We start from the raw sequence: 26,049 nt of genomic DNA on the forward strand, positions 1-26,049 counted from the left end.
TTTTTGACAGGACGATTGTGCTGGTATTTCGACGTGCTTGCGATGTGTTTTTGCTATTGTTTTTGCTGCTGGGGAACTGGTCCTGGGCGGCGCCTGCGCGCACGCTGCGTTTCGACCAGCTCAGCGTCGAGCATGGCCTGGCGCAGGAATCGGTGCTGGCCATCGCGCAGGACCGGCAAGGCTATATGTGGTTTGGCAGCCAGTCTGGCTTGAGCCGCTACGATGGCTACCGCGTCGTCGTCTACAAGAACATCGAGGGCGACCGCGGCAGCCTGGCCGACAACTGGGTCGGCGTGCTGCATGTCGACAGCCAGGGGCAGCTGTGGGTCGGCACCGACAATGGCCTGGACCGTTTCGACTCCGCCAGCCAGACGTTCATCCATTACCTGCCGAAGGAAAAAAGCAGGCGCGGCAACGGCAACCGGCATATCCACGCCATCCTCGACGACGGCGCGCGCGGCTTCTGGATCGCCACCTCGGACGGCCTGCAGCATTTCGATACGGCCACGGGCACCTTCCGCAGCTGGCATCATGAGGAAGGCAACCCGCACAGCCTGGGCGACAACGAGATCAAGGCGCTGGCGCTCGATGCGCAACGGCGCCTGTGGATAGGCACCGTCACGGGACTGGACATGCTGGCGCCGGGCAGCGAGCGCTTCGAGCACTTTGCCATCGACGCGCTGCCCGGCTCGAAGTACAACGTCATCCACTCGCTGCTGGTGGACCGCCAGCAAAACCTGTGGATCGGTACCATGGCCGGTGCCGAGCGCTGGCGCCTGGGTGCGGCGGGCCAGGCGCCGCAGGCGCGCCTGCGCCTCGGCGAGAAAAATGGCTTTTCCGCCATCCGCGTCTCCAGCCTGTATCAGGATATCGATGCCACGGTCTGGGTGGGCAGCAATGCCGACGGCCTGTTGCGCTGGCAGCCCGAGAGCGATACCTTTTTGCAGTACCGGCACCAGACGGGCGACCGCAACAGCGTCGCCGACAACCAGCTGGCGTCGCTGTTCCGCGACCGCGCCGGCACTTTCTGGGCCGGTTCCTGGTATAACGGCGTCAGCCGGGTGGACCTGGGCAGCGGCGGTTTTTCGCGCATGGTGCGCGCGCCGGGCGACGTGGCTGCGCTGGCCGACAAGAAAGTGCGCGCGCTGGCCGACGCGGGAGGCGGCAAGTTGTGGCTGGCCACCAGCAGCGGCCTGAAACTGTACGACACGCGCGATGGCACCTCGCAGCTGTTCGACCTGCGCGCGTCGCCCGGCATGGCGCGCGACGAGCAGGTGTCGACCTTGTATGCCGCGCCCGACGGCGTGCTGTGGGTGGGGGGGCGCACTGGCCTGCACCGCTTCGACCTGGCCACGCGGCGCTTTTCCACCACGCGCTTTGCGCTGGGCGATCCGAACAGCGATACCATCCGCAACGTCGCCGGCGACCGCAGCGGCATGCTGTGGGTGTCCTCGCGCGGCGGCTTGCACCGTTTCGATCCCGTCAGCAGGCAGTTCACCACGTTCCGGCATGATCCGGCCGATGCGGGCAGCCTGTCCGACAACATGGTGCGGCCGGTGCTGGAGGACCGCAAGGGACAGCTGTGGATCGGCACCTTTCATGGCCTGGACCTGCTCGATCGCGCCAGCGGCCATTTCCGCCATTTCCGCCACGATCCGCAAAACCCGCATAGCCTCAGCCATGACGAAGTGCATTTCCTGCATGAGGACAAGCACGGCGTGCTGTGGGTAGGCACGGCCAATGGCCTGAACCGCATGGATGTCGACGCCAGGGGCGAGATCCGCTTCCGCCGCTACCTGCGCAAGGATGGCATGGCCGACGATGCCGTCGCCAGCATACTCGGCGACGACGACGAGCAGCTCTGGCTGAGCACGAATAGCGGCATCACCCGGCTCGACATGCGCAGCGGGCTGTTTCGCAACTACGACAGCGCCGACGGCACCGTCGAAGGGTCCTACTTCGATGGCGCCGCCTTGCGCGCCGCCGACGGCACCATGTATTTTGGCGGCTTCAACGGCATGACGGCGTTTGCGCCGCCGGATATCCACGATAACCGCGTGCCGCCGCTGGTGGCCATCACGCAGCTGCAGATCTTCAACAAGCCCGTGGCCGTCGGCCGCGGCGAATTCGGGCAGGTGCTGCAGGCGGCGATCGACCATACCCGCAAGCTGAGCCTGACCAGCCGCGAGAGCGTCTTTTCGCTGGAATTCGCGGCCCTGCACTTCGCCGCACCGCAACGCAATATGTTCGCCTACCGGCTTGAGGGCTTCGACCAGGACTGGGTCATGACGGATGCGGGCCGGCGCTTCGCCACCTACACCAATCTCGATCCCGGCAACTATGTGTTTCGCGTCAAGGCGGCCAACAAGGACGGCGTGTGGAACGAGAGCGGCGCCACCCTGGCCATCACCATCCTGCCGCCGTACTGGAAGACCTGGTGGTTCCGCACGCTGGTCGCGGCCCTGCTGCTGGGAGCCATCTACGGCGCCTACCGCCAGCGCATGCGCACCTTGCGGCGCCAGCAAGGCGAGCTGGAAAAGCAGGTGACCGAGCGCACGGCCGAGGTGTACCAGAAGAACGTCGAATTGCAGAGCAAGGAAATCGAGGTGCGCGCCCAGTCCGACACGCTGGCGCTGGTCAACAGCAGCTTGAAGCAGAATGAGGAAAGCCTGCGCCAGGCCAAGCGCAAGGCCGAGGATGCGACGCGCCAGAAGTCCGAATTCCTGGCCAATATGAGCCACGAGATGCGCACCCCGCTGGCCGGCGTGATCGGCATGCTCGGTTTTGCCCTGCGCGACGAGCAGCTGCACGATGCGACGCGCGAGCAGATCCTGCGCGGCCAGGCCAATGCCCAGTCGCTGCTGGTGATCATCAACGACTTGCTGGACTTTTCCAAGATCGAGGCGGGCAAGCTGAGCATCGAGAATATCGACTTTGCCCTCGGCGCGGCGATGGAAAACGTGGTCAGCCTGTTCGAGGAGCAGGCGGCCGCGCGCAGCATCGGTTTCGCCATCGACTTCGCGCCGGACCTGCCATCCTTCGTGGTGGGTGACCCGACCCGCTTGCGCCAGGTGCTGGTCAACCTGGTCGGCAATGCCTTCAAGTTCACCCAGCACGGCGGGGTCACCGTGCGCGTGGAGCGCGCCGGCGTGGCGCCGCTGGCGGCGCGAAACGGCGGACGGCAGGTGAACATGATCCGCTTCATCGTCAGCGACAGCGGCATCGGCATCGATGCGGAAGCGATGGCGCGCCTGTTCCAGAAGTTCGAACAGGCCGATGCCAGCACTACGCGCCGCTATGGCGGCACCGGGCTGGGGCTGGCGATCTGCCGCCAGCTGGTCGACCTGATGGAGGGCCGCATCGAGGTGGCCAGCACGCCGGGGCAGGGCAGCGTCTTCACGGTGACCTTGCCGCTGGCCGACGGCGTGGCGCCGCCGCTGGTGCCGCAGGTGGCGCTGGCGCCGCACAGCCACCAGTTGCGCGTGCTCTGCGCGGAAGATTTCCCGACCAACCAGATCATCATCCGCGTCATGCTCGAGGAGCTGGGACACAAGGTCGACGTGGTGGCCAATGGCGTGCTGGCCGTGGCGGCCTGCGTGCATACGCGCTATGACCTGGTGCTGATGGATGGGCGCATGCCGGAGATGGACGGCGCCACGGCGACGCGCCTGATCCGCCTGGGCGGCTGGCCGGACCAGCCCGTGCGCGACCAGGAATTGATGATCGTGGCCCTGACGGCGAATGCCAGCGACGAAGACCGCAGCCGCTACCTGGGTGTCGGCATGGATGATTTCCTCAGCAAGCCGGTGGATGAAGTGGCGCTGCATTGCCTGTTGGCGCGCGCCATCGAGCGCCAGCTGCAGCGCGGCCTCATCCTGCCACGCATGCCATTCATCGCGCCGCGCGCCGCGCCGCGCGGCCAGGCCGAACTCGATGCGCTGTTCGGCCTGGCCCCGGCGGCCGGCGCCCTGCCGCCGCCGGCCCAGGGCGACCGCGGCGGGGAATTGCGGCGCCGTATCCGTACCGCCTTCGTGGCCGACCTCGAAGGACGCCTGCAGGAACTCGATGCGGCCATGGCGGCGCGGGACGGCGAAGGCGCCGGGCGCCTGCTGCACGGCTTGAAGGGCAGCGCCGCCTATCTTGACGAGACCGAGCTGCACATGCTGTGCACGGAAATGGAGGAGGCGGCCGATGCCGGCCTTTGGCCGCAAGTGGCCTTGCGCCTGCCGCGCCTGCACGCGCTGCTGTCGAAAATCGCCGCATCCGGCGGAAAAATGTAAAATACACAAGAACATCGAGGGGAGACAGCCCGAAACTGGGTAGAATACGGGCAGGCGCCCTGATACCGCCGGCAATGGAGAATGGAATGAAAGTACTGGTGGTTGACGATGATGTCGTCTCGCGCATGGTGTTGATGCACCTGATCGACAGCTGCGGCGTGCACGATATCGTGGAAGCCGAGGATGGCGCGGCCGCGTGGGAGCAGCTCGAGGGCGGGCTGCGCCCGGCGCTGTGCTTTTGCGACCTGCGCATGCCGCGCCTGTCGGGCATGGAGCTGCTGCAACGGATACGCGCCGACAGCGCGCTCGACGCCATGCCGCTGGTACTCGTCTCCTCGGCCACCGATCATGAAACCGTGCGCGATGCGGTGCAGGCCGGTGCCGCCGGCTATATCGTCAAGCCCTTCCAGCCGGAGCAGGTGCGCCAGCATATCGACGCCTGCTTCGACCTGCCGCCGCTGCAGGCCGAGATGCCGCAGGCGACGGCACAGCGGCTCGGCATCGATGCCGGGCGCCTGCAGGCTTACCTGACAGGTTTCCAGGGACAGGTGGGCGCCGCCGGCGAACAGGTCGATGCGTTGCTGGCACGCGGCGAACCGGCCCAGGCGCGCCAGCAGCTCGAGCGCCTGCACCTCGGATGCACGACCCTGGGACTGCATGGCGATGCGGACAACCTGGCCGCGCTGCTGTCGGCGCCCACGCTCGACGGCATGCAGCTCGAGGCGGTCCTGGCGGGCCTGGCGCGCACCGTGGCACAGCAGCTACGCCTGTTGCGCCAGCAGGACGACGCCTGATTTCCTTGTTTTCCGCTTGATGGAAAAATACTTTAGGTTTAAAGTATCTGCTTCCGGGCCTTGTCTTGCCGGAGAAAACCGTAGCGTGCGCAAGGCCATGATGGTCGGGCAGCGGCACTGCACGCAGTGACAGCGGGCATCGCCTCCCACCGATGCCGGCGCGCACCAGGTTTGCTCCGCCAGGACACCCGCAACCAGCCAGGACCACCATGAGCAGCGATCTCTCGGGTTCCACCGCCTCACCGCACGACGATTTTGCGCGCACGCACCTGCCGCCGCGCGCACTCTGGCCGCAGCTGCGTTTCGACTTGCCCGAGCTGCAGTATCCGGCGCGCCTCAATTGCGTTGCCGCGCTGCTCGACGCGGCCGTGGCCAGCGGCGGCGGCGAGCGCACCGCCATCCTTGCCGAGGGCCAGCGCTGGACGTATGCGCAACTGGCGCGGCAAGTCGACCGCATCGCCCACGTGCTGCGCGCCGACCTGCGCCTGATTCCCGGCAACCGGGTGCTGCTGCGGGGCGCGAACACGCCGATGATGGCCGCCTGCCTGCTGGCGGTGCTGAAGGCCGGCTGCATCGCCGTGCCCACCATGCCGCTGCTGCGCGCGCGCGAATTGTCCACCATCCTGGCCAAGGCCGAGGTCAACGCCGTGCTGTGCGCGCAAGGCTTGCGCGCGGAGCTCGATGCGCTGCCCGGCCTGCCGCCCATGCTGTGCTTTGGCAGCGCCGACGACGCGCTCGAGCATCGCATGCAGGCGCATGCCGCGCCGTTCGCCGCGCACGATACGGCGGCCGACGATGTCTGCCTGATCAGTTTCACCTCGGGCACGACGGGCGTCCCCAAAGGCACCATGCACATGCACCGCGACCTGCTGGCCATCTGCGACTGCTTTCCCCGTTCCATCCTGCAGGCGCGCGCCGACGACATCTTCATCGGCACGCCGCCGCTGGCGTTTACCTTCGGCCTGGGCGGCCTGTTGCTGTTCCCCCTGCGCTTTGGCGCTTGCGCCGTGCTGCTGGAAAAACTCACGCCCGAAGGCCTGCTGCGCGCCATCGCCGCCTATCGGGCGACGATCTGCTTCACGGCGCCCACGTTTTACCGGCAAATGGCGCCGCTGGCGGCCAGCCACGATGTGCGCAGCCTGCGCCTGTGCGTATCGGCCGGCGAGGCGCTGCCGCTGGCCACGCGCGACGCCTGGCAGGCGGCGACGGGACTGGCCATGACGGACGGCATCGGCGCCACCGAAATGCTGCACATCTTCATTTCCGCCACGGGCGAGGGCATCCGTCGCGGCGCCATCGGCAAGGCCATTCCCGGCTACCAGGCATGCATCGTCGACGACGCCGGCGTGCCGCAGAGCGCCGGCGTGACGGGGCGCCTGGCCGTGAAGGGGCCGACCGGCTGCCGCTACCTGGCCGACCCGCGCCAGCGCGAGTACGTGCTCGATGGCTGGAACCTGACGGGCGATACCTTCGAGATGGACGGCGACGGCTATTTCTATTACCGCTCGCGCAGCGACGACATGATCGTCTCGGCCGGCTACAACATCGCCGGCCCCGAAGTGGAAGAAGCGCTGCTGCGCCACCCGGCCGTGGCCGAATGCGGCGTGGTCGGGCGCGCCGATGCCGAGCGTGGCCAGATCGTCGAGGCGCACGTGGTGCTGAAAGATGGTTTCCAGGCCGGCGAGGCGCTGGCGGCCGAGCTGCAGGCATTCTGCCGCCAGCAGATCGCCCCGTACAAATATCCACGCGCCATCCGCTTCCTGCCGGCGCTGCCGCGCACGGAAACGGGCAAGCTGCAGCGCTTCAAACTTCGCACGGACACCCCATGAATATCGTCTGCATCGGCGGCGGCCCCGCCGGCCTGTATTTCAGCCTGCTCATGAAAAAGCAGAACCCGGAGCACCGCATCACCGTCATCGAGCGCAACCGCCCGTACGACACCTTTGGCTGGGGCGTGGTGTTTTCCGACCAGACCCTGGGCAACCTGGCCAACGCGGACGAGCCGACGGCGCGCGCCATCCTGCAGGCGTTCAACCACTGGGACGACATCGAAATCCACTTCAAGGGCCAGACAGTGCGCTCGGGCGGCCATGGCTTTTGCGGCATCGGCCGCAAGCGCCTGCTCAATATCCTGCAGGCGCGCTGCCAGGAACTCGGCGTGCAGCTGGTGTTCGAGACCGAGGTGCAGGACGACCAGGCCATCGCGCGCCAGTACGGCGCCGACCTGGTCATCGCCAGCGACGGCTTGAACAGCCGCATCCGCACGCGCTACGCGGCCAGCTACCAGCCCGAGATCGAGCAGCGCCATTGCCGCTTCGTCTGGCTGGGCACGCGCAAGAAATTCGCGGCATTCACGTTTGCCTTCCGCCAGACGGAATTTGGCTGGTTCCAGGCGCATATCTACCAATACGACGGCGAGACCTCGACCTTCATCGTCGAAACGCCCGAACACGTGTGGCGCGCGGCGGGACTGGACGCCATGAGCCAGGAAGAGGGCATCGCCTTTTGCGAAGCGCTGTTCGCCGAGGAACTCGACGGCCATGGTTTGCTGAGCAATTCGCCGCACTTGCGCGGCTCGGCGCAGTGGATCACCTTCCCCCGCATCGTCTGCCGGCAATGGGTGCATCACCAGGACGGCGTGCCCGTCGTGCTGATGGGCGACGCGGCCCATACGGCGCATTACTCGATCGGCTCGGGCACCAAGCTGGCGCTGGAAGATGCGATCGAGCTGGCGCGCTGCTTTGGCCAGCATGCCGGGGCGCCTGAGGCGCTGGCCGCCTACCAGCAGCTGCGCGCCGTCGAGGTGCTTAAAATCCAGAGCGCGGCGCGCAATTCCATGGAATGGTTTGAAAACGTCGCGCGCTACAGCGCCATGCAAGCGCCGCAGTTCGCCTATTCCATGCTCACGCGCAGCCAGCGCATTTCGCACGAAAACCTGCGCCTGCGCGATCCCGCCTACGTGGCCGATTACGAACGCTGGCTGGCGCGGCGCGCGGGCGCACAGGCCGGCGTGGCAGTGCCGGACGAGGCCATGCCGCCCATGCTGACGCCGTTCAGGCTGCGCGGCCTGCTGCTGAAGAACCGCATCGCCGTCTCGCCCATGGCGCAGTACAGCGCCGTCGATGGCGTGGCGGGCGACTACCACCTGATGCACCTGGGCGCGCGCGCCATGGGCGGCGCCGGGCTGGTGTTCGCCGAGATGACATGCGTGTCGGCAGACGCGCGCATCACGCCCGCCTGCCCTGGCATGTACAGCGAAGCGCACACCGCGGCATGGCAGCGCATCGTCGGCTTCGTGCATGCCAGCAGCGACGCGAAGATCGCGCTGCAGCTGGGCCATGCGGGCGCGAAAGGCTCGACGCGCCCCATGTGGGACGGCATCGACCTGCCCCTGAAGGACGGCAACTGGCCGCTGATTTCCGCCTCCGAGCAGCAGTACCTGGCGGGCGTGTCGCAGCTGGCGCGCGCGGCCGACGAAGACGACCTGGCGCGCGTGGAGCGGGACTTCGTGCGCGCCACGCGGGCGGCCGCGGTCGCCGGTTTCGACTGGCTGGAACTGCATTGCGCGCACGGCTATCTGCTGTCGAGTTTTATCTCGCCGCTGACCAACCGCCGCACGGACGAATATGGCGGCAGCCTGGAAAACCGCTGCCGCTATCCGCTGCGCGTGTTCCGCGCCATGCGCGCCGCCTGGCCGCAGGATAAACCGATGAGCGTGCGCATTTCGGCCCACGACTGGGTCGAAGGCGGCATCACGCCCGACGATGCGGTGCGCATCGCGCGCCTGTTCAAGCAGGCCGGCGCGGACCTGATCGATTGCTCCTCGGGACAGGTCAGCAAGCTGGAACAGCCCGTGTACGGGCGCATGTTCCAGGCGCCGTTCGCCGACCGCGTGCGCAACGAGGCGGGCATCGCCAGCATGGCCGTCGGCGCCATCTTCGAGGCCGACCACGCCAACAGCATCATCGCCGCCGGGCGCGCCGACCTGTGCGCCGTGGGCCGGCCGCACCTGGCCAACCCGGCCTGGACCCTGACGGAAACGGCGCGCATCGGCTATGCCGGCGCGGGCGTGGCCTGGCCGAAACAGTACCGGCCGGCCAGGCTGCAGCTGGAACGCAATCTGCAGCGCGAACGGCAACTGGCCGCCGCGAACACGGGCTTGAACCCGCAACAGGTGGCCGCGCGGCTGCTGGAAGGGTGATATGAGCAAGGAAGCATTGACAGGTGCGTTATCAGGAAAGCATGCGTTGGTGACGGGGGCCGGCAGCGGCATCGGCCTGGCCTGCGCGCGCGCCCTGCTCGACGCCGGCGCCAGGGTCACGCTGGCCGGACGCGACGGCGCGCGGCTGGCGCGCGCGCGCCTGCAGCTGGAGGAGGGCGGCCATGCGGGCAGGGTGGCCCTGTGCGTGCTCGACGTGAGCGTGGAAGCGTCCGTGCAGGCGGGCTTTGCGCAGGCGGGCGCGCATTTCGGCCGCATCGACATATTGATCAATAACGCGGGCCAGGCGCATGCCGCGCCCTTCGGCAAGACCGACGCCGCCATCTGGCAGCAGATGCTGGCCGTGAACCTGACGGGAGTCTTCCACTGCTGCCAGGCGGCCATGCCGGCCATGCTGGAAGCGGGCTGGGGGCGCATCGTCAACGTGGCGTCGACGGCGGGCCTGAAAGGCTATCGCTATGTCAGCGCGTATGTCGCCGCCAAGCACGGCGTGATCGGCCTGACGCGCGCGCTGGCGCTGGAAGTGGCGCCGCGCGGCGTGACCGTCAACGCCGTCTGCCCCGGTTACACGGAAACGGAGATGGTGGCGCGGGCCGTGCAGAATATCGTGCGCAAGACGGGGCGCGGCGAAGACGCGGCGCGCGCGGAACTGGCGGCTGGCAATCCGCAGCAGCGCCTGGTGCAGCCGCAGGAAGTGGCCGATGCGGTGGCCTGGCTCTGCCTGCCCGCGTCGGCCGCCATGAATGGACAATCGATCGCCGTCGCCGGCGGCGAAGTGACGTAACTGACTGAAGACTATGGACAAAGAACACGAAGGCGCCGTTGATGAACCCGTGCTGGACCTGGCCAGCCGGCTGACGCAGGACCACCACCAGTCGCTCAAGCTGTGGCTGCGCATGCTGTCATGCACGGTGAGCATTGAAAACGAGGTGCGCACGCGCTTGCGCGCCAGCTTCGGCATCACCTTGCCCCGCTTCGATCTGATGGCGCAGCTCGAGCGTTTTCCCGATGGCTTGCGCATGGGCGAACTGTCCAAGCGCATGATGGTCACCGGCGGCAATATCACGGGCATCACCGACCAGCTGGAACAGGAAAAACTGGTGCTGCGCGTGGTTGACCCGAAGGACCGGCGCTCGTACAGCGTCAAGCTGACGCCGGCCGGCCGGCGGGCGTTCTCCGAGATGGCCAAGGTGCACGAAGGCTGGATCGCCGAACTGCTGCAAGGCGTGACGCCGGACGACAAGGCCCATTTGATTACCCTGCTGTCGCACATGAAGCAGCAGCTCAATGACAGTACCGACAAGTAAAGGATAGACCATGCGCCACCTTCCCGGCCTGCCGCAAGACCTGCCCGGCAACCGCGCCAGCCTGGCCGGCTATGCGGCGCGGCATTTCCTGTTCGCGGTGAGCGACGGCGTCGCCACCTTGACCCTGCACCGCCCCGAGCGCAAGAATCCGCTCACCTTCGATTCCTACGCGGAGTTGCGCGAGCTGTTCCGCGCGCTGGCCCATGCGGACGACGTCAAGGCCGTGGTGATTACGGGCAGCGGCGGCAATTTCTGCTCGGGCGGCGACGTGCACGACATCATCGGCCCCCTGACGCAGCTCGACATGCCCGGCCTGCTGGCGTTTACGCGCATGACGGGCGACGTGGTGAAGGCCATGCGCGCCTGCCCGCAGCCCATCATCGCCGCCATCGACGGCATCTGTGCCGGCGCCGGCGCCATGCTGGCGCTGGCGTCCGATATCCGCCTCGGCACGGCGCGCAGCAAGACGGCCTTTTTGTTTACCCGCGTGGGCCTGGCCGGCTGCGACATGGGCGCCTGCGCCTTGCTGCCGCGCGTGATCGGCCAGGGCCGCGCCGCCGAGCTGCTGTACACGGGGCGCTCGCTGCCGGGGCCGGAGGCCGAGCGCTGGGGCTGGCTCAACCGCCTGGTCGAGCCGGAAGAACTGGCCGAGGCGGCGCAGCTGTTCGCAGCCGGCCTGGCCAGCGGCCCCACGTTCGCGCACGGCATGACGAAGAAAATGCTGCAGCAGGAGTGGAACATGGGCGTCGATGAAGCCATCGAGGCGGAAGCGCAGGCGCAGGCCATCTGCATGGCCACCAACGATTTTCACCGCGCCTATCACGCCTTCGTGGCGAAGGAAAAACCCCAGTTCGAGGGCGACTGACATGAACAATACACGCGATATGTCTTACCTGGAGTGGCCGTTTTTCGAAGCGCGCCACGCCGAACTTGAACGGAACCTCGATGCCTGGGCGACGCAGCACCTGGACGACGGGCACGGCGCCGATGTCGATGCGGCCTGCCGCGCGCTGGTGGCGCAGCTGGGCCAGGGAGGCTGGCTGGCGCATGCCACGGGCATCGACGGCCACGTCGACACGCGTGCCATTTGCCTGATCCGCGAAACCCTGGCGCGCCACAATGGCCTGGCCGATTTCGCCTTTGCCATGCAGGGCCTGGGCTCGGGTGCCATCGGCCTGTTCGGCAGCGCGCAAAACAAGGCGCACTACCTGCCCGACGTGGCCAGCGGCAGGCGCATCGCGGCGTTTGCCCTGTCCGAGCCGCAGGCGGGATCGGACGTGGCGGCCATGGCGTGCGCGGCGCGCCTGGACGGTGACGCGTATGTGCTCGACGGCGAAAAGACGTGGATCTCGAACGGCGGCATCGCCGACTTTTACGTGGTGTTCGCCCGCACGGGCGAGGCGCCTGGCGCGCGCGGCATCAGCGCCTTCATCGTCGACGCCGACAATCCCGGGCTGGAAATCGCCGAGCGCATCGCGGTGATCGCGCCGCATCCGCTGGCCCGGCTGCGTTTCGCCAACTGCCGCGTGCCCGTGTCGCAACGCTTGGGCGAGGCGGGGCAGGGCTTCAAGGTGGCGATGGCGACCTTGGATATTTTCCGCACGTCGGTGGCCGCCGCGGCGCTGGGCTTTGCGCGGCGCGCCTTCGACGAAGCGCTGCGCCACGCGACAAAGCGCCAGATGTTCGGCCAGACGCTGGCCGATTTTCAACTGACGCAGGCCAGGCTGGCGCAGATGGCGACCGGCATCGATGCGGCCGCGCTGCTCACCTACCGCGCCGCCTGGCAGCGCGACCAGGGACGCAAGGTGACGAAGCAAGCGGCCATGGCCAAATTGACGGCCACCGAGACGGCGCAGCAGGTGATCGATGCGGCGGTGCAGCTGTTCGGCGGCCTGGGCGTGGTCAGCGGGCATCCGGTCGAGTGCCTGTACCGCGAAATCCGCGCCTTGCGCATCTATGAAGGCGCCAGCGAGGTGCAGCAATTGATCATCGCGCGCGAGCTGCTGCGCGAGGCGGAACAGGCATGAAGCGCATGGACAACAAGGAAAGCAATATGCAAGTGTTACAACCGCCCGGCTGGGCAAGACCGCGCGGCTATGCAAACGGCGTGGCCGCCAGCGGGCGCACCGTATACGTGAGCGGCATGATAGGCTGGGATGCAGAAGGGCAGTTCCATACGGATGATTTTGCGGGACAGGTACGCCAGGCCCTGCAGAATATCGTTGCCGTGCTGGCCGAGGCGGGCGCCCTGCCCGAACATATCGTGCGCATGAACTGGTATGTGCTGGACAAGAAGGAATATGTGGCGGCATATCCACACATTGGTGTTGCTTACAGAGAAATTATCGGCAAACATTTTCCGGCCATGACGGCCGTGCAGGTGGCGGGGCTGATCGAGGACAGGGCGAGGGTGGAGATCGAGGTGACGGCGGTGCTGCCTTAATATTGTCAAATGTAACAGTGTAAATTTTCTAAAAAATGAATATTAAAAATATACTATTTGTGTTTTACTTGGCAACCGATATCATGCCTGTGTAATTGCAAAAATGATATTTATTTAAAGAAAATATTACGAAAGAGGTTACATATGTACTTGCGCACAAGTTTAATTGCGCTGTTTTCACTGGCAATGGCAAGTAATGCAGGCGCAGCCATGTCAAATGATGGTTTTGAGAAAGGAAATCTCTCCTCATTTTCAGTGGGAAGCAATTCAGAGGTTCATGTCAGGACCTCTTTTCAGGGTTTTACTGCGTCCGAAGGGCGATATTTCGCACATCTCAATAACGTTGGACTGGAAGACTTGAGCCGGTTTGGCGGGACGATAGGCTCATATATGAGCAAGACGATCACGTTGGCGCCAGGTCAGGGTTTTTCGTTCAAGTGGGCTTTTCTAACCACCGAGACGGGGCCGTCCCCCTACAACGATTTCGCCCTGTTCGTGCATGACAAGGCAATCAAGCTATCTGACGTGGCGGCGGTGGGGGCGGGTGGACGGACGGGATGGAACACCTATAACTGGCTCAATGCCGAAGCCTTTACTGGCACGGTTACCTGGTTTGTTGCCAATGAACAGGATGAGCTTTCGTCGTCCCATCTGCTTATCGATGATATCCGGATGAATGTGAGTACCGTGCCAGAACCTGATATGGTGGTGATGCTGCTTGTCGGGCTGGGTGTGTCGGGCGTCATGGCCAGGCGAAAAAGAAAGAGTGTCAGGAAAGAGTGTCGGGTAGATGGCCTGGAGCCATGCTAGGCGCAAGTAGGGCATGCATGCCAAGTAAAATGGCGCTTGGCAAGAGCCTGTGTTCCGTATGTATTTATGCTGTTCGCTTTACATATCTGGCTGTACAATAGCGGCGATTTCGCGTGTCGCCATCGTACAATGGATAGTACAAGGTCCTCCTAAGACTTAAATGCAGGTTCGATTCCTGCTGGCGACACCAGTTTTCCACGCAGCGCGCGTCGGCGGCCTGTCTCCATGCGGGCGGCAATTTACTGGTCGATGGCGATTGAAGTCCGAGTTATCGGTACAATGCGTGCTTCATTCATCCAATCGGCGGCTGTTTTGCGCACCACGCGGTGTGCAGGAGACGGCGCCCGAGCACCTCTACTCATTATGGCTGTCATTTCTCTTTCATCGGCGCAACTTGCGTTCGGTCACGTCGCGCTGCTTGATCACGCGGAATTCTCACTGGAAACTTCGGAACGGGTCGGCTTGATTGGCCGCAACGGCACGGGCAAATCGTCCTTGCTGAAGGTTATCTCGGGCAAGTTCAAGCTCGACGATGGCTTGTTGGTGATGCAACAGGGCATCAAGATCGCCTATGTGGAGCAGGAACCGCAATTCGATCCGGAGATGTCCGTGTTCGACGCCGTCGCTTCCGGCATGGGCGAGTCGCAGGCGTGGCTGAAGGAATATGACGCGCTGACGGGCCAGTTTGGCCAGGGCAATGACGACGAATTGATGGAGCGCATGCACGACATCCAGGTCAAGCTCGATGCGGCCGATGCGTGGAGCTTGCCGAACAAGGTGGAAACCGTGCTCGACCGTTTGAACCTGACGGGCGACATGCTGATGAAAACCCTGTCGGGCGGGATGCAGAAGCGCGTGGCGCTGGCGCGCGCGCTGGTCTCTGCGCCCGACGTGCTGCTGCTCGACGAACCGACCAACCATCTGGATTTCACGTCCATCCTGTGGCTGGAAGGCTTGCTGCGCGACTTCAAGGGCAGCGTACTGTTCATTACCCATGACCGCTCCTTCCTCGACAACGTTGCCACGCGCATCATCGAGCTCGACCGCGGCCGTTTACTGTCGTATCCGGGCAACTTCACCGCCTATCAGACCCGCAAGGCCGAGCAGCTGGAAATCGAAGAGGTGGAAAACGCCAAGTTCGACAAATTCCTGGCGCAGGAAGAGGTGTGGATACGCAAGGGCGTCAAGGCACGCCGCGTGCGCGACGAAGGCCGCGTGCGCCGCCTGGAAGCGCTGCGCCTGACGCGCAATGCGCGCCGCGAACAGCAGGGACAGGTCAAGCTGGACGTGTCGGCCGGCGAACGCTCGGGCAAGATCGTGGCGGACCTGGAAAATGTCTCGAAGATCTATGGCGACAAGGTCATCGTCAAGGATTTCAGCGCGACCATCTTGCGCGGCGACAAGGTTGGCCTGATCGGTGCCAACGGCGCCGGCAAGACCACCTTGCTGAAAATGATACTGGGGCAGGAGGAGTCCGACACGGGCAGCATCCGCCTGGGCACCAAGCTGCAGGTCGCGTATTTCGACCAGATGCGCACGCAGCTGAACGAAGAGGCGAACCTGATGGAAACCATCGCGCCAGGCAGCGACTGGGTCGAGATCAATGGCCAGCGCCGTCACGTGATGACCTACCTGAACGATTTCCTGTTCGCGCCCGAGCGCGCGCGGTCGCCCGTCAAGTCGCTGTCCGGCGGCGAGCGTAACCGTTTGCTGCTGGCGCGCCTGTTCGCCAAGCCGGCCAACGTGCTGGTGCTCGATGAGCCAACCAATGACTTGGACATCGATACCCTGGAATTGCTGGAAGAGTTGCTGGAAGAGTACACCGGCACCGTCTTCCTCGTCAGCCATGACCGTACCTTCCTCGACAACGTCGTCACGCAGGTGATCGTCGCCGAAGGCGAAGGCAAGTGGCGCGAATTCGTCGGCGGCTATACGGACTGGGAGCGCGTGCGCACCTTGCCGGTGGCTACCGCTCCGGCCAGCAAGCCGGCCGTCAAGGCCGAGGCTGCCGCACCTGTTGCCAAGCAGAAAAAGCTCAGCTACAAGGAGCAGCGCGAACTCGAGGAATTGCCAAAGTTGATCGCCCAACTGGAAGACGAGCAAGCCGTGCTGGCGGCCGAACTGTCGCATCCGGACTTTTACAAGAAAACGCCGGCCGAAGGCAAGCGCCTGAACGCGCGCGTGGCGGAAATCGAAAACGAGCTGCTCGAAGCGCTGGAAAAATGGGAACAGATCGAGGCGCGCAACAACGCCTGATTGGTTTCTCACCTTCCCTGTTGTAATTAAGTTAGGATTACTTGCCACGGCAACGGTTCAGCTTGATATAATTATATAATTATATTTTTTACATCGGGGGATGCATGTTTGTTATGAAAAACACGCCGCCCGGACCAGTGCGTCCGGCGCGCGGACTTGTCCCGGGCGCGCGGCAACATGTTTGACCGCGCTGCCTTGCCCCGCGTAGCGCCGTTCCTGGCCTACCTCTCCTTCATTTTTATCGCTGACATGCTGGGCCGGCTCGGCTTTGCCGCGCAGGATTTGCGCTGGCTGTACGCCGTCAAGATCGGCGTCGTGCTGGGCATGCTGTTGTACTGGCGCCGCAGTTATACGGAACTGGCCTGGACGGGACTGGGCGCGCGCGCCACTGCCGTGGCCATCGCCGCCGGACTTGTTGTTTTTTTGCTGTGGATTAATTTGAATGCGGGCTGGATGAGCATCGGCAGCGCCGACGGCTTCGATCCGCGCAACGACGGCCGCATCGAGTGGAGCCTGGTAGTGCTGCGCATCGCGGGCGCGGCGCTGGTGGTGCCCGTGATGGAAGAGCTGTTCTGGCGCTCCTTCCTGCTGCGCTGGATAGACGCCCCGGACTTTCTTAAATTCAACCCGCGCCTGGCCAGCATCAAGGCTTTCGGCATCAGCGTGGTGCTGTTCGGCTTCGAGCACAATTTATGGCTGGCCGGCATCGTTGCCGGTGCCGCCTATAGCCTGTTGTACATGCGTAGCCAGTCCTTGTGGTCGCCGATTCTTGCGCACGGCGTGACGAATGGTGTACTGGGCCTCTGGATTATTTCCGGTGGACACTGGACTTACTGGTAATATTACCAACTAACTGTTGTTCTCTCAAAAGACGATATCCCATGTTGAAATCCCCGCGAAAAAGTCAGCTTAGCTATCTGGGTCTGCCATTCGGGATGCCGCCCCTGTTTACGCTGCGCGCTGCCTGTGTGCTGGTGCTCGGCGGCATGGCCACGGCGCCTGCCATGGCAGCGCTGAGCGATACCATTTTTCCATTTTTGGCCACGTCGTATTCGTATGACGACAATTTGCTTCGCCTGGATGATACAACTCCCGGCTACAACGGCCCGCGATCCGATACGTCGCGCCAGATACAAGCCGGTGTGTTATTTAACCGGCCCATTGGTCGTCAGATTTTATCGGGCCAGGCCAAGTGGTCGCGGGTTGCGTTCCAGAATTTTGACAGGCTCGACTATAACGGCAAGGATTTCCAGGCGGATCTGGAATGGCATATCGCCAATCACTTGCAGGGCCATCTGGGTGCCACTTACAGCCAGACCCTGACGCCATTCAGTGATTTCCAGAGCACGGAGCGAAATTTGCGCGTGCGCCGCCGCGAGTATGTCGACGGCGCCTGGCGCTTTCATCCCAGCTGGCGCGTGCGTGGCGGCCTGAGCCGCGAGCGCTATGCCTACGATTTGCCTGCCATGCGCCTGTCGAATCGCGTCGAGGATGCGAGTGAGTTGGGCATCGATTATCTCGCGTCGACCGGTAGCGTGATCGGCATTCAGTTGAGGCACCTTAGCGGCGACTACCCGAATCGAGCAAACAGCGGCCAATTTGGCTTGGACGATGGTTATACCCAGGATGAGGTCAAGGCGAATATTTATTGGCGCTATAGCGAAATTACCCAGGTGCAGCTGTTGGCGGGCTGGGTACGGCGTGGCCACACCTTTTACACGGGCCGTGATTCCAGCGGCACCAATGGAAGAGTGATCGTGAATTGGGCGCCGCTGGGCAAGGTGCGCTTTACCGGCAATTTATGGCATGAATTTGGCACGGTGGAAAATGCCCTCATTTCCAGCAGCCTGAATAACGGCGCAAGTCTTGCCGCCACCTGGGATATCACTGCCAAAGTGCGCATGGATGCCCAGGTACGACGTGAAAAGCGGAATTTCTCCGCCGCCAGTGGAAGGGTATTTCCTATTGATATTGCTGACACGACGCGTACAGAATCGCTGGGTGTGACTTATCTGCCTCAGCCAAATATCCAGTTGGGATTGAATGCGTTTCGTGACAAGCGTACGGGCGCTCCCATCATCAATACGAGTACATACCGCGCCAAAGGCGTCTCTTTTAGTGCCAGTGTGCAGTTCTGAAGAGCATCATGACTGTTAATGATATACCCCTGATTTCGTTTTTCCAGCGCGTTCTTGATCCCGTGATCATCATGGGAACGCTATATTTGCTGTCAGTAGTATCGGGCACGCCATTTACTGGTTATTCGCTGGTGCTGATGATATTGGCATTTTTCATTTCCTCGTCGGTATTTCAGTATGTTGATCCGTACCGTACCTGGCGCAGTGGCCGCATGCTTGCCTATGCCCGTGATGTATTCGTCGGCTGGGCGATCACTGCGCTGATCCTGGTATTTCTTGGCTCCGCCACGGGGCTGGCATTTCATTACAGCCGCGATCTGGTCATCGCCTGGTTCCTGCTGACGCCGTTCGTGCTGCTGGTCAGCCACCTTGCGGCGCGCAGCCTCGTCGCTGATCCGGGGCGTGACAGTGAGGTGCGCTCCGTGGTGATCATCGGTGCCAACGATGCCAGTTTGAAATTTGCCGCGACCGTGGAGCGCAATCCGAATTTGTTCATGCAGGTGCGAGGATTCTTTGATGACCGTACCGATGACCGTTGGCCAGAGAAGATGCGCGAACCCATGCTGGGGAAGATGGTCGATATTGCCGCGTACGTGCGCGAACACAATATCAAGATGATATTTATCAGCCAGCCCATTTCCGCTCAACCACGTATCCGCAAGATGCTCGATGAACTGCAGGATACGACGGCATCCGTGTATTTCTTGCCGGATATTTATATCTTCGACCTGATGCAAGCGCGCTTCGACAACGTCGGTGGCATGCCGGTGATCGCCATACGGGAATCGCCATTTACAGGCTTTAACAGCATGGTCAAGCGCGGCAGCGATATCGTGCTGGGCTTGTTGATCCAGATATTGCTGCTGCCGCTGATGCTGGTCATCGCGATCGCGGTCAAGGCGACCTCGAAAGGACCGATCATTTTCCGTCAGCGGCGCTACGGCCTGTATGGAGAGGAAATCATTGTCTATAAATTCCGATCCATGACCGTCAGCGAAGATGGGGCAACCGTGACTCAGGCAACCAAGAATGACCAGCGCGTCACGCGCATTGGCGGCTTCTTGCGCCGTAGCTCGCTCGATGAGTTGCCGCAGTTTATCAACGTGCTACAAGGACGCATGAGCATTGTTGGTCCGCGGCCACATGCTGTGGCACATAATGAGCAATATCGCAAGTTGATCAAAGGCTATATGTTGCGCCACAAGGTCAAGCCGGGGATCACGGGCTGGGCGCAAGTGAACGGCTTGCGTGGTGAGACCGAGACCCTGGACAAGATGGAGGCACGCATTCATTTTGATCTCGATTATTTGCGCAACTGGTCCTTGTGGCTGGATATCTGGATCATTGTCCGCACGATCAAGGTGGTGCTGGCACGTGAGAATGCACACTGATACTCTTCGTTTCGGACTATGTTTTGCGGAGTGTTGATACGCATTAAAATGACTGCAGGAATCGTGTTCTCCGCGTTGCAGTTTCGAATGGCCTGCCGGTCCGCTGGCGCCGGCTTGCGCAAGTGCCGGTGAAGTCCCCCGCGGAGCCGGCAGCGTCATGGTTAAGCTGCAAGTAGTGCGGCTTTGTCGTTTGTACTACTTCGTAGGACCCAGGAAGTTGCTGCGTATGAAGAAAGATTTTCCTTTTGGCGCGCTCTGTCGCATGTCAGCCCTGCTTCTGTCCTGCAGCTTCCTGGGCGAAATGGTTGACAGTCATCGACGCTGTGCTGCGCACCTCTGCTTTTTAAAAAGTGCTATTCTGTTAATTATTTCTGCCATAATACAGCCAGACTATTATATGATCACCTTGGAAACAGTTGTTTTATAGCCTTCTTAATGGATTTTTAAGCAAATAGTTTCCAAGATGACTTGTAAAATGTGTATCATATTTATAATATTGACAATTGCTTGACCAAGTCCCATAATTTTGACAGAAATCTATTTTTTTGAACAACAATGTTGCTTTTTGGTTCAGTGATTTTGCTGGCTGCAACGGTGTCGTCCTTAACAGATTTCCCGACCTGAATCCAAGGAGTAATCTTGAATCATTCTCATGACGCAGTGTTGATCCATCACCAACCCGTTCCCCTTCGCCGCCTCAAGTGTGCGGCCTTGGTGCTGCTGGTGGTAGCCGGCTTGTCCGCCTGCGGAGATAAAGAGAAGAAGCCAGGCCAGACACTGGCCAGTGTTAATGGCGAAGAAATTACGGTTATGCAACTGAATGAGGAGATGCAGCGTGCGAATGTGCAGGCTGCGCAGCAAGAGGCCGCCAGCAAACAACTGCTGGAATCGCTGATCGATCGCCAGTTGCTGTTGAACGAATCCGTCAAGGAAAAGGTGGATCGCGATCCGAAAGTCGTGCAAGCCATTGAGCGGGCGAAGGCATTGATCATTGCGCAAGCCTACATGCAAAAGAAAATTGGCACCGTCACCCGGCCGGAAAAGGCCGAGATCGAAGCGTATTTCACCAAGAACCCGCAATTTTTCTCGCAGCGCAAGCAGTTCGATATGCGTGAACTGATTATTGCAACAACCGATATGAATGACGGCCTGAAAGCGGCAATGGATAGTGCCAAATCGCTTGAAGAGGTCGCGGCATGGATGGATGCGAACAAGGTGAAGTATGCCCGCACCCAGTTGTCGCGCACCAGCGCCGACCTGGCACCTGAACTGAGCGGCAAGTTGTTGACGATGCCGAAAGGCCAATTGTTCATCGTCCGTGAAGGCGATCGTACCTTGCTGATTTCGCTGGCGGAGATCAAGGACAGCCCCGTCACCCTGGCTCAGGCGGCACCCCAGATCGAGCAGTTCCTGTTCAACAAAAAGAACAAGGATGCTGCCGATGCGGAACTGGCCCGCCTGCGTGCCACGGCCAAGATCGAATACATGAACAAGACCGGGCAAAAAAACTCGCCTGCCACGGCATCGGCTGTGACGAATGCCAGCACTCCGGTCGCCCCTGCTGTGCCGGTTGCACCAGCGGCAACCGACCATGATGTCAATGCCCGCGGTGTTGCTGGCCTGAAGTAATTTAATTGATGTATTTATTAGGACTGATCATGAAACGACTCGTACTTTGGATGACGGCGCTGTTGATGGCAGGGGTACTGAACGTTGCCGGTGCGGCAGATGTTCTGTTGGGCCCTGGGGATGTATTGAAAGTCTCGGTGTACGGCAGCCCTGACTTGGCCCTGGAAACGCGTGTCAGCGAGGCGGGCGATATTACGTTTCCGCTGATCGGTCCCGTGCATGTCGGTGGCCTGTCCACTTCGGTAGCCGAGAAGAAAATCGGCAGCTTGCTGGAAAGCGGCGGTTTTTTACGCAAGGCCCAGGTCAACATCATCGTGACAGTCCTGCAAAGCCAGCAAGTGTCCGTGCTGGGCCAGGTCAACCGTCCGGGGCGTTACCCGATCGAAGGCAAGCGCAGTGTCATGGACATGCTGGCGGTAGCCGGTGGCATGAGTGCCGATGGCGGCGATACGATCAGCTTGATCCGCAAACGCAACGGCAGTACCACGCGTGAAGTGGTCGACATCATCAAGATGGTGCAGAGTGGTGAGCTGTCCCAGGATTACGATGTGTCGGGAAATGACGTGATTTTCGTCGAGCGTGCTCCCCGCTTTTATATCTATGGTGAAGTGCAGCGCCCCGGTGCCTTCAGGCTTGAGCGCGACATGACGGTGCTGCAGGCCTTGTCCGTAGGCGGTGGCTTGACACAGCGCGGTACGGAGCGCGGTGTGCGGATCAAACGTCGTGACGCCAATGGCTTGTTGCAAGTACTTGATGCCAAGCACGATGACTTGCTTAAAGTTGACGACGTCGTATATGTGAAGGAAAGTCTGTTCTGATTTTTCACTGATACTTTTGTCATACGAAACCATTTTTCTTCGGTTTGAAAGCACCAAATGAATTTAGCCCAATTTTTACTTATCTTGCGAGCACGCAAGAAAATTGTCCTGCTAACCCTGCTGTTTACAGTCGCGGTTACTTTGGGCGTCAGTCTGATACTGCCCAAGTCGTATCGGGGTACCAGTTCACTGGTGCTGAACTACAAAGGTGTTGATCCCCTGACTGGCCTGACCTTGCCAGGTCAGCTACTGCCTGGATATATGGCAACGCAGATTGATATCATCAGCAGCAAGAATGTCGCTCTGCGGGTGGTCGACTCCCTCGGCTTGGCGAAGAGTCCAGCCGTCGTGGCGCAGTTCAACGAGGATACGGAAGGCAAGGGCAATATTCGCGACTGGCTGGCCGACCTGTTGCTGAAAAAGCTGGAAATCGTGCCGTCACGCGAGAGCAGTGTGGTCGACGTGAGCTTCAAGGGCGCCGATCCGCAATTCGTGGCCGCCGTGGCGAATGCGTTTGTGGACGAGTATCAAAAGATCAATATCCAGCTGAAAGTGGAGCCGATGCAAAAGGCGTCCGCTTACTTTAACGATCAGATCAAGCTGTTGCGCGACAATGTCGAGGTGACGCAAAGTCGCCTGTCGAAATACCAGCAGGAGCATGGCATTGTCAGCGTCGATAACCGCCTGGACGTCGAATCGAATCGCCTGAATGATCTGTCTGCACAATTGGTCGCGGCGCAGGGACAGTTGATGGAAGCGAGTTCGCGCCAGCGCATGGCGCAAGGTGCGAATGCGGCCAACTCGCCCGATGTCACCACCAATCCGCTGATCCAGAACCTGAAAATCGGCCTGGGCAGCGCCGAGGGCAAATTGGCCGAACTGGGGCAGCGCCTGAGCCCGAATCATCCGCAATACCAGAGCGCAAGGGCTGAAGTGGAGAAGCTGCGTAATGACTTGCGCGAGCAGATGCAGGCGACATCTTCCAGCGTTGGCAATAATGCGGAAATCCTGCAACAGCGCGAGTCGGCCGTGCGCGCGGCATTGGCCGCACAGAAATCCAAGGTGCTCGAATTGAACCGGACGCGTGATGAAATGGGCGTGCTGGCGAAGGATGTCGAGAGTGCGCAACGCGCATTCGATGTGGCATCGCAGCGCTTTTCGCAAACGCGTATCGAAGGCCAGTCCGATCAATCCGACGTCGCGGTCTTGAACCCGGCCACGCCGCCGATCGAACCTGCCTCGCCGAAAATCCTGTTGAACGTGGTGTTGTCCTTGTTCCTGGGCACCATGCTGGGCGTCGGTTTTGCCCTGGTGATGGAAATGCTTGATCGCCGAGTCCGCTCTGAAGCCGATTTGCATGATGCGATTGATGTGCCTGTGCTCGGTGTGCTTGAATGGAAGGCGCCAAAGCGCCGTCGATTTGGCATGTTCAAACGCGCAGTGCCGCGTCAGCTTGGTCTTAACTAAATCATGGACTCGACAATGAATCAACTTATCCACCCTGTCGGCACGCCGGTCCCTCCACGTGGTGCCGATTCCAGTATCGGTGGCTTGCTATTAGAGTCAGGCAAAATCACCCCGGAAGGCGCCGAACGTATCCTGCGCATGCAAAAGGAGTTGGGCATACGCTTCGGAGAGGCGGCACAACGACTGGGCTTGATCACCGAAGCGGACATCCAGCAAGTACTGGCGCGCCAGTTTGATTACCCCTATTTACAACCGGGCGAGCGACAGTATTCGGACAAACTGGTGGCGGCATATCAGCCTTTTAGTCCGCAAGTAGAGGTTCTGCGTGCAATACGCAGTCAATTGATGTTGCGATGGTTTGCACGTGGCCGCAAGTCCTTGGTTATCGTGGGAATCGACGCCGGCGATGGTGCCAGTTTATTCACGGCTAACCTGGCAGTGGTATTTTCTCAACTGGGAGAACATACCTTGCTGGTGGATGCGAACTTACGCAAGCCGACGCAGCACGAGATTTTTGATGTCAAGGGCCGCCAAGGGCTGTCTGACATGCTCGCTGGGCGTGCTGAGATCGATATTATTGAGAAGGTTGAGGCGTTTGTCTCGTTATCCGTGCTCCCAGCCGGTACCTTGCCGCCGAATCCGCAGGAGCTGTTAAGCCGTAGTTCGTTTGCCAGCTTGAATCAGCAGTTGGAAAGTGGTTACGACGTGGTGCTCTACGATGTCGCCTCGTATTCTCATGGTTCCGATGCCCTGGCTATCGCCGGCCGGGCTGGTGGTGTCTTGCTGGTCGCGCGCAAGAATAGTACTCAGTTGGAGGCAATTGGCGCGATGGCGGAGCAAATGAAAAATAATGGTGCCGAGATCGTTGGCTCAGTGCTGGTTGATTTCTGATGGCAACGCTGATAAAGCAAGATCTACCTGCATCTGGGTTGCCTATTTTTAAGCAACCATTGCTTAATTGGCTGCCCATGTTGATCGGCTTGCTTGTTTTGTACGTGCCAACGTTGTACGACCTGATGACCGGTATATGGACCAGTGAGGAACAGGCACATGGTCCGATTATCCTTGCTTTGTCGGGATGGTTGCTTTACAGGCAATGGCCTGCTGTCCGGGATACCTATGATCAATCCGGCGGCAGTGCCTTGGGCTGGCCTGTAATGGTATTGGCATTGTTTCTGTATGTTATAGGACGCTCCCAAGGTATTATTAGTTTTGAAATCAGCTCCTTCATATTGGTGCTTGCCTCTTTATTGTTATTGCGTTATGGAACAGGAGCGCTTTATCGTTTGTGGTTTCCATTTTTCTTCATGCTTTTCATGGTCCCGTTACCGAATAGCATTGTAAGTATGCTGACCATGCCGATGAAAATGGCGGTTTCATATGTCACTGAACATATACTTTTTTTCCTGGGTTATCCTATTGCTCGCAGTGGCGTAATTTTACAAATCGGGCAATATCAACTTTTGGTCGCTGATGCCTGTGCTGGTTTGCAGACCTTGCTCACGTTGGAATCGCTAGGCTTGTTCTATCTGAATGTAGTGCGGCATACCTCTGCGGTTCGCAATATTGTATTGGCATTACTGATTATTCCGATTTCCTTCACCGCAAATGTTATCCGTGTCGTGACATTAACCCTGATCACCTATTATTTCGGTGACGCTGCGGGGCAAGGATTCTTGCACGGCTTTGCTGGCATGGTGTTGTTTATCAGCGCCTTGATGCTGATATTGCTCGTTGATACAGCCCTGCAATTTTTTGTTGGGCGAAAGAACTCGGCATCAATATCGGCTACGGGAGGTGCTAAATGAAAAAAAGAGCGATAGTCAGTATTTTTGTTCTCGGGTTAATGCTAAGTGCGGCGGTCGCAGCCAAGCTATTTACGCCAACTATCTATCTTTCAAAGACTCAGGCCCAATTGGATTTGGATGTGCTGATTCCAGAGAAATTCGGCGAGTGGCGGGAAGAAAAGAATATGGCCGGCTCAGTAATTAATCCGGAAGCACAGGCCATGCTGAAGAAAATTTATACACAAACTTTATCTCGTACTTATGTAAATGAAGTTGGTGAAAGAGTGATGTTGTCTATTGCATACGGAAGTGATCAGCGAGACGGTATGCAAGTGCATTACCCTGAGGTGTGCTATCCCGCCCAGGGTTTTCAACTCGATGGCATGCGCCAGGATACGGTGAGTACCAAGTATGGAAACATACCTGTTAAACGTCTTGAAACCAGTATGGCAGGTCAACGTTATGAGCCAGTGACCTATTGGACCACAGTGGGAAGTAAGGCCGTTTCCGGGAGTATGGCAAAGAAAATGGCAGAAATTTCGTATGCCATTCACGGAGAAATTCCAGATGGACTGTTGTTCCGCGTTTCACTTATTGATCGAGATACGCAGCATAGTTTTTCTGTGCAGGACAGGTTTATTCGTGACTTGATTCAGGCAATCCCTTTTGGTACGCGACAGCGCATTGCAGGTTTATCAGGAAGTTAATTG

Annotated in this window: 20 protein-coding genes and 1 tRNA gene; all 21 read left to right on the forward strand. The window is 60.7% G+C overall.

Going from position 1 to position 26,049, the window contains the following annotated elements; genetic code table 11:
- Window positions 1-50: 50 nt before the first annotated feature.
- The 21 genes from AC3RCJ_RS08350 to epsI all read left to right on the forward strand — a co-directional run bounded on the left by AC3RCJ_RS08350 (window position 51) and on the right by epsI (window position 26,046).
- Window positions 51-4,280, forward strand: a complete 4,230-nt coding sequence (locus tag AC3RCJ_RS08350; RefSeq protein ID WP_492961821.1) for a hybrid sensor histidine kinase/response regulator — start codon at window positions 51-53, stop codon at window positions 4,278-4,280.
- 86 nt (window positions 4,281-4,366) lie between these two features.
- Window positions 4,367-5,074: a response regulator gene (locus AC3RCJ_RS08355; protein ID WP_492961819.1), complete on the forward strand. Its 708-nt coding sequence runs from the start codon at window positions 4,367-4,369 to the stop codon at window positions 5,072-5,074.
- Between the two features lie 209 nt (window positions 5,075-5,283).
- On the forward strand, window positions 5,284-6,903 hold the full coding sequence (locus AC3RCJ_RS08360) for an AMP-binding protein (RefSeq protein WP_492961817.1): 1,620 nt from the start codon (window positions 5,284-5,286) through the stop codon (window positions 6,901-6,903).
- Window positions 6,900-9,275, forward strand: coding sequence for a bifunctional salicylyl-CoA 5-hydroxylase/oxidoreductase (locus AC3RCJ_RS08365; RefSeq protein WP_492961815.1), 2,376 nt, complete (start codon window positions 6,900-6,902; stop codon window positions 9,273-9,275). Before AC3RCJ_RS08360 ends, AC3RCJ_RS08365 begins: the two co-directional genes overlap by 4 nt.
- 1 nt (window position 9,276) lies before the next feature.
- The gene (locus AC3RCJ_RS08370) at window positions 9,277-10,077 is read left to right on the forward strand and encodes an SDR family NAD(P)-dependent oxidoreductase (protein WP_492961813.1); all 801 of its coding nucleotides are present in this window, start codon (window positions 9,277-9,279) and stop codon (window positions 10,075-10,077) included.
- Window positions 10,078-10,090: 13 nt separating this feature from the next.
- A complete protein-coding gene (locus AC3RCJ_RS08375; RefSeq protein ID WP_492961811.1) occupies window positions 10,091-10,600 on the forward strand; it encodes a MarR family winged helix-turn-helix transcriptional regulator in 510 nt (169 codons plus the stop codon).
- Window positions 10,601-10,610: 10 nt separating this feature from the next.
- Window positions 10,611-11,465 carry an enoyl-CoA hydratase family protein gene (locus tag AC3RCJ_RS08380; RefSeq protein WP_492961809.1) on the forward strand — a complete coding sequence of 285 codons (855 nt, stop codon included), beginning with the start codon at window positions 10,611-10,613 and terminating at the stop codon, window positions 11,463-11,465.
- Window position 11,466: 1 nt separating this feature from the next.
- Window positions 11,467-12,627, forward strand: a complete 1,161-nt coding sequence (locus tag AC3RCJ_RS08385) for an acyl-CoA dehydrogenase family protein (protein WP_492961807.1) — start codon at window positions 11,467-11,469, stop codon at window positions 12,625-12,627.
- A gap of 26 nt (window positions 12,628-12,653) precedes the next feature.
- Window positions 12,654-13,043 carry a RidA family protein gene (locus tag AC3RCJ_RS08390; protein WP_492961853.1) on the forward strand — a complete coding sequence of 130 codons (390 nt, stop codon included), beginning with the start codon at window positions 12,654-12,656 and terminating at the stop codon, window positions 13,041-13,043.
- Between the two features lie 144 nt (window positions 13,044-13,187).
- Window positions 13,188-13,853 carry a PEP-CTERM sorting domain-containing protein gene (locus tag AC3RCJ_RS08395; protein WP_492961805.1) on the forward strand — a complete coding sequence of 222 codons (666 nt, stop codon included), beginning with the start codon at window positions 13,188-13,190 and terminating at the stop codon, window positions 13,851-13,853.
- A 115-nt stretch (window positions 13,854-13,968) separates the two neighbouring features.
- Window positions 13,969-14,043, forward strand: a tRNA-Arg gene (locus AC3RCJ_RS08400).
- A 173-nt stretch (window positions 14,044-14,216) separates the two neighbouring features.
- The gene (locus AC3RCJ_RS08405; protein ID WP_492961803.1) at window positions 14,217-16,109 is read left to right on the forward strand and encodes an ATP-binding cassette domain-containing protein; all 1,893 of its coding nucleotides are present in this window, start codon (window positions 14,217-14,219) and stop codon (window positions 16,107-16,109) included.
- 177 nt (window positions 16,110-16,286) lie between these two features.
- Window positions 16,287-16,949: a CAAX prenyl protease-related protein gene (locus AC3RCJ_RS08410; protein ID WP_492961801.1), complete on the forward strand. Its 663-nt coding sequence runs from the start codon at window positions 16,287-16,289 to the stop codon at window positions 16,947-16,949.
- A gap of 41 nt (window positions 16,950-16,990) precedes the next feature.
- Window positions 16,991-18,247, forward strand: a complete 1,257-nt coding sequence (gene epsL / locus AC3RCJ_RS08415) for an XrtB/PEP-CTERM-associated polysaccharide biosynthesis outer membrane protein EpsL (protein WP_492961799.1) — start codon at window positions 16,991-16,993, stop codon at window positions 18,245-18,247.
- Between the two features lie 8 nt (window positions 18,248-18,255).
- Window positions 18,256-19,638: an undecaprenyl-phosphate glucose phosphotransferase gene (locus AC3RCJ_RS08420; RefSeq protein WP_492961797.1), complete on the forward strand. Its 1,383-nt coding sequence runs from the start codon at window positions 18,256-18,258 to the stop codon at window positions 19,636-19,638.
- A gap of 636 nt (window positions 19,639-20,274) precedes the next feature.
- Window positions 20,275-21,267: an EpsD family peptidyl-prolyl cis-trans isomerase gene (locus tag AC3RCJ_RS08425; RefSeq protein WP_492961851.1), complete on the forward strand. Its 993-nt coding sequence runs from the start codon at window positions 20,275-20,277 to the stop codon at window positions 21,265-21,267.
- Window positions 21,268-21,296: 29 nt separating this feature from the next.
- Window positions 21,297-22,085, forward strand: a complete 789-nt coding sequence (gene epsE, locus AC3RCJ_RS08430; RefSeq protein ID WP_492961795.1) for a polysaccharide export protein EpsE — start codon at window positions 21,297-21,299, stop codon at window positions 22,083-22,085.
- A 57-nt stretch (window positions 22,086-22,142) separates the two neighbouring features.
- Window positions 22,143-23,552 (forward strand): chain length determinant protein EpsF, encoded by a 1,410-nt coding sequence (gene epsF / locus AC3RCJ_RS08435; RefSeq protein WP_492961793.1) that lies wholly within the window; start codon window positions 22,143-22,145, stop codon window positions 23,550-23,552.
- A gap of 15 nt (window positions 23,553-23,567) precedes the next feature.
- Window positions 23,568-24,443, forward strand: a complete 876-nt coding sequence (epsG, locus tag AC3RCJ_RS08440; protein ID WP_492961791.1) for a chain length determinant protein tyrosine kinase EpsG — start codon at window positions 23,568-23,570, stop codon at window positions 24,441-24,443.
- Complete coding sequence (gene xrtB / locus AC3RCJ_RS08445; RefSeq protein ID WP_492961789.1) at window positions 24,443-25,360, forward strand: exosortase B; 918 nt, start codon at window positions 24,443-24,445, stop codon at window positions 25,358-25,360. Before epsG ends, xrtB begins: the two co-directional genes overlap by 1 nt.
- Window positions 25,357-26,046: an exosortase-associated protein EpsI, B-type gene (epsI, locus tag AC3RCJ_RS08450; protein ID WP_492961787.1), complete on the forward strand. Its 690-nt coding sequence runs from the start codon at window positions 25,357-25,359 to the stop codon at window positions 26,044-26,046. The genes xrtB and epsI overlap by 4 nt, the downstream gene beginning before the upstream one ends.
- The last annotated feature ends 3 nt before the right edge of the window (window positions 26,047-26,049 follow it).

The organism is Janthinobacterium sp. GW822-FHT07H11 (assembly GCF_058798615.1).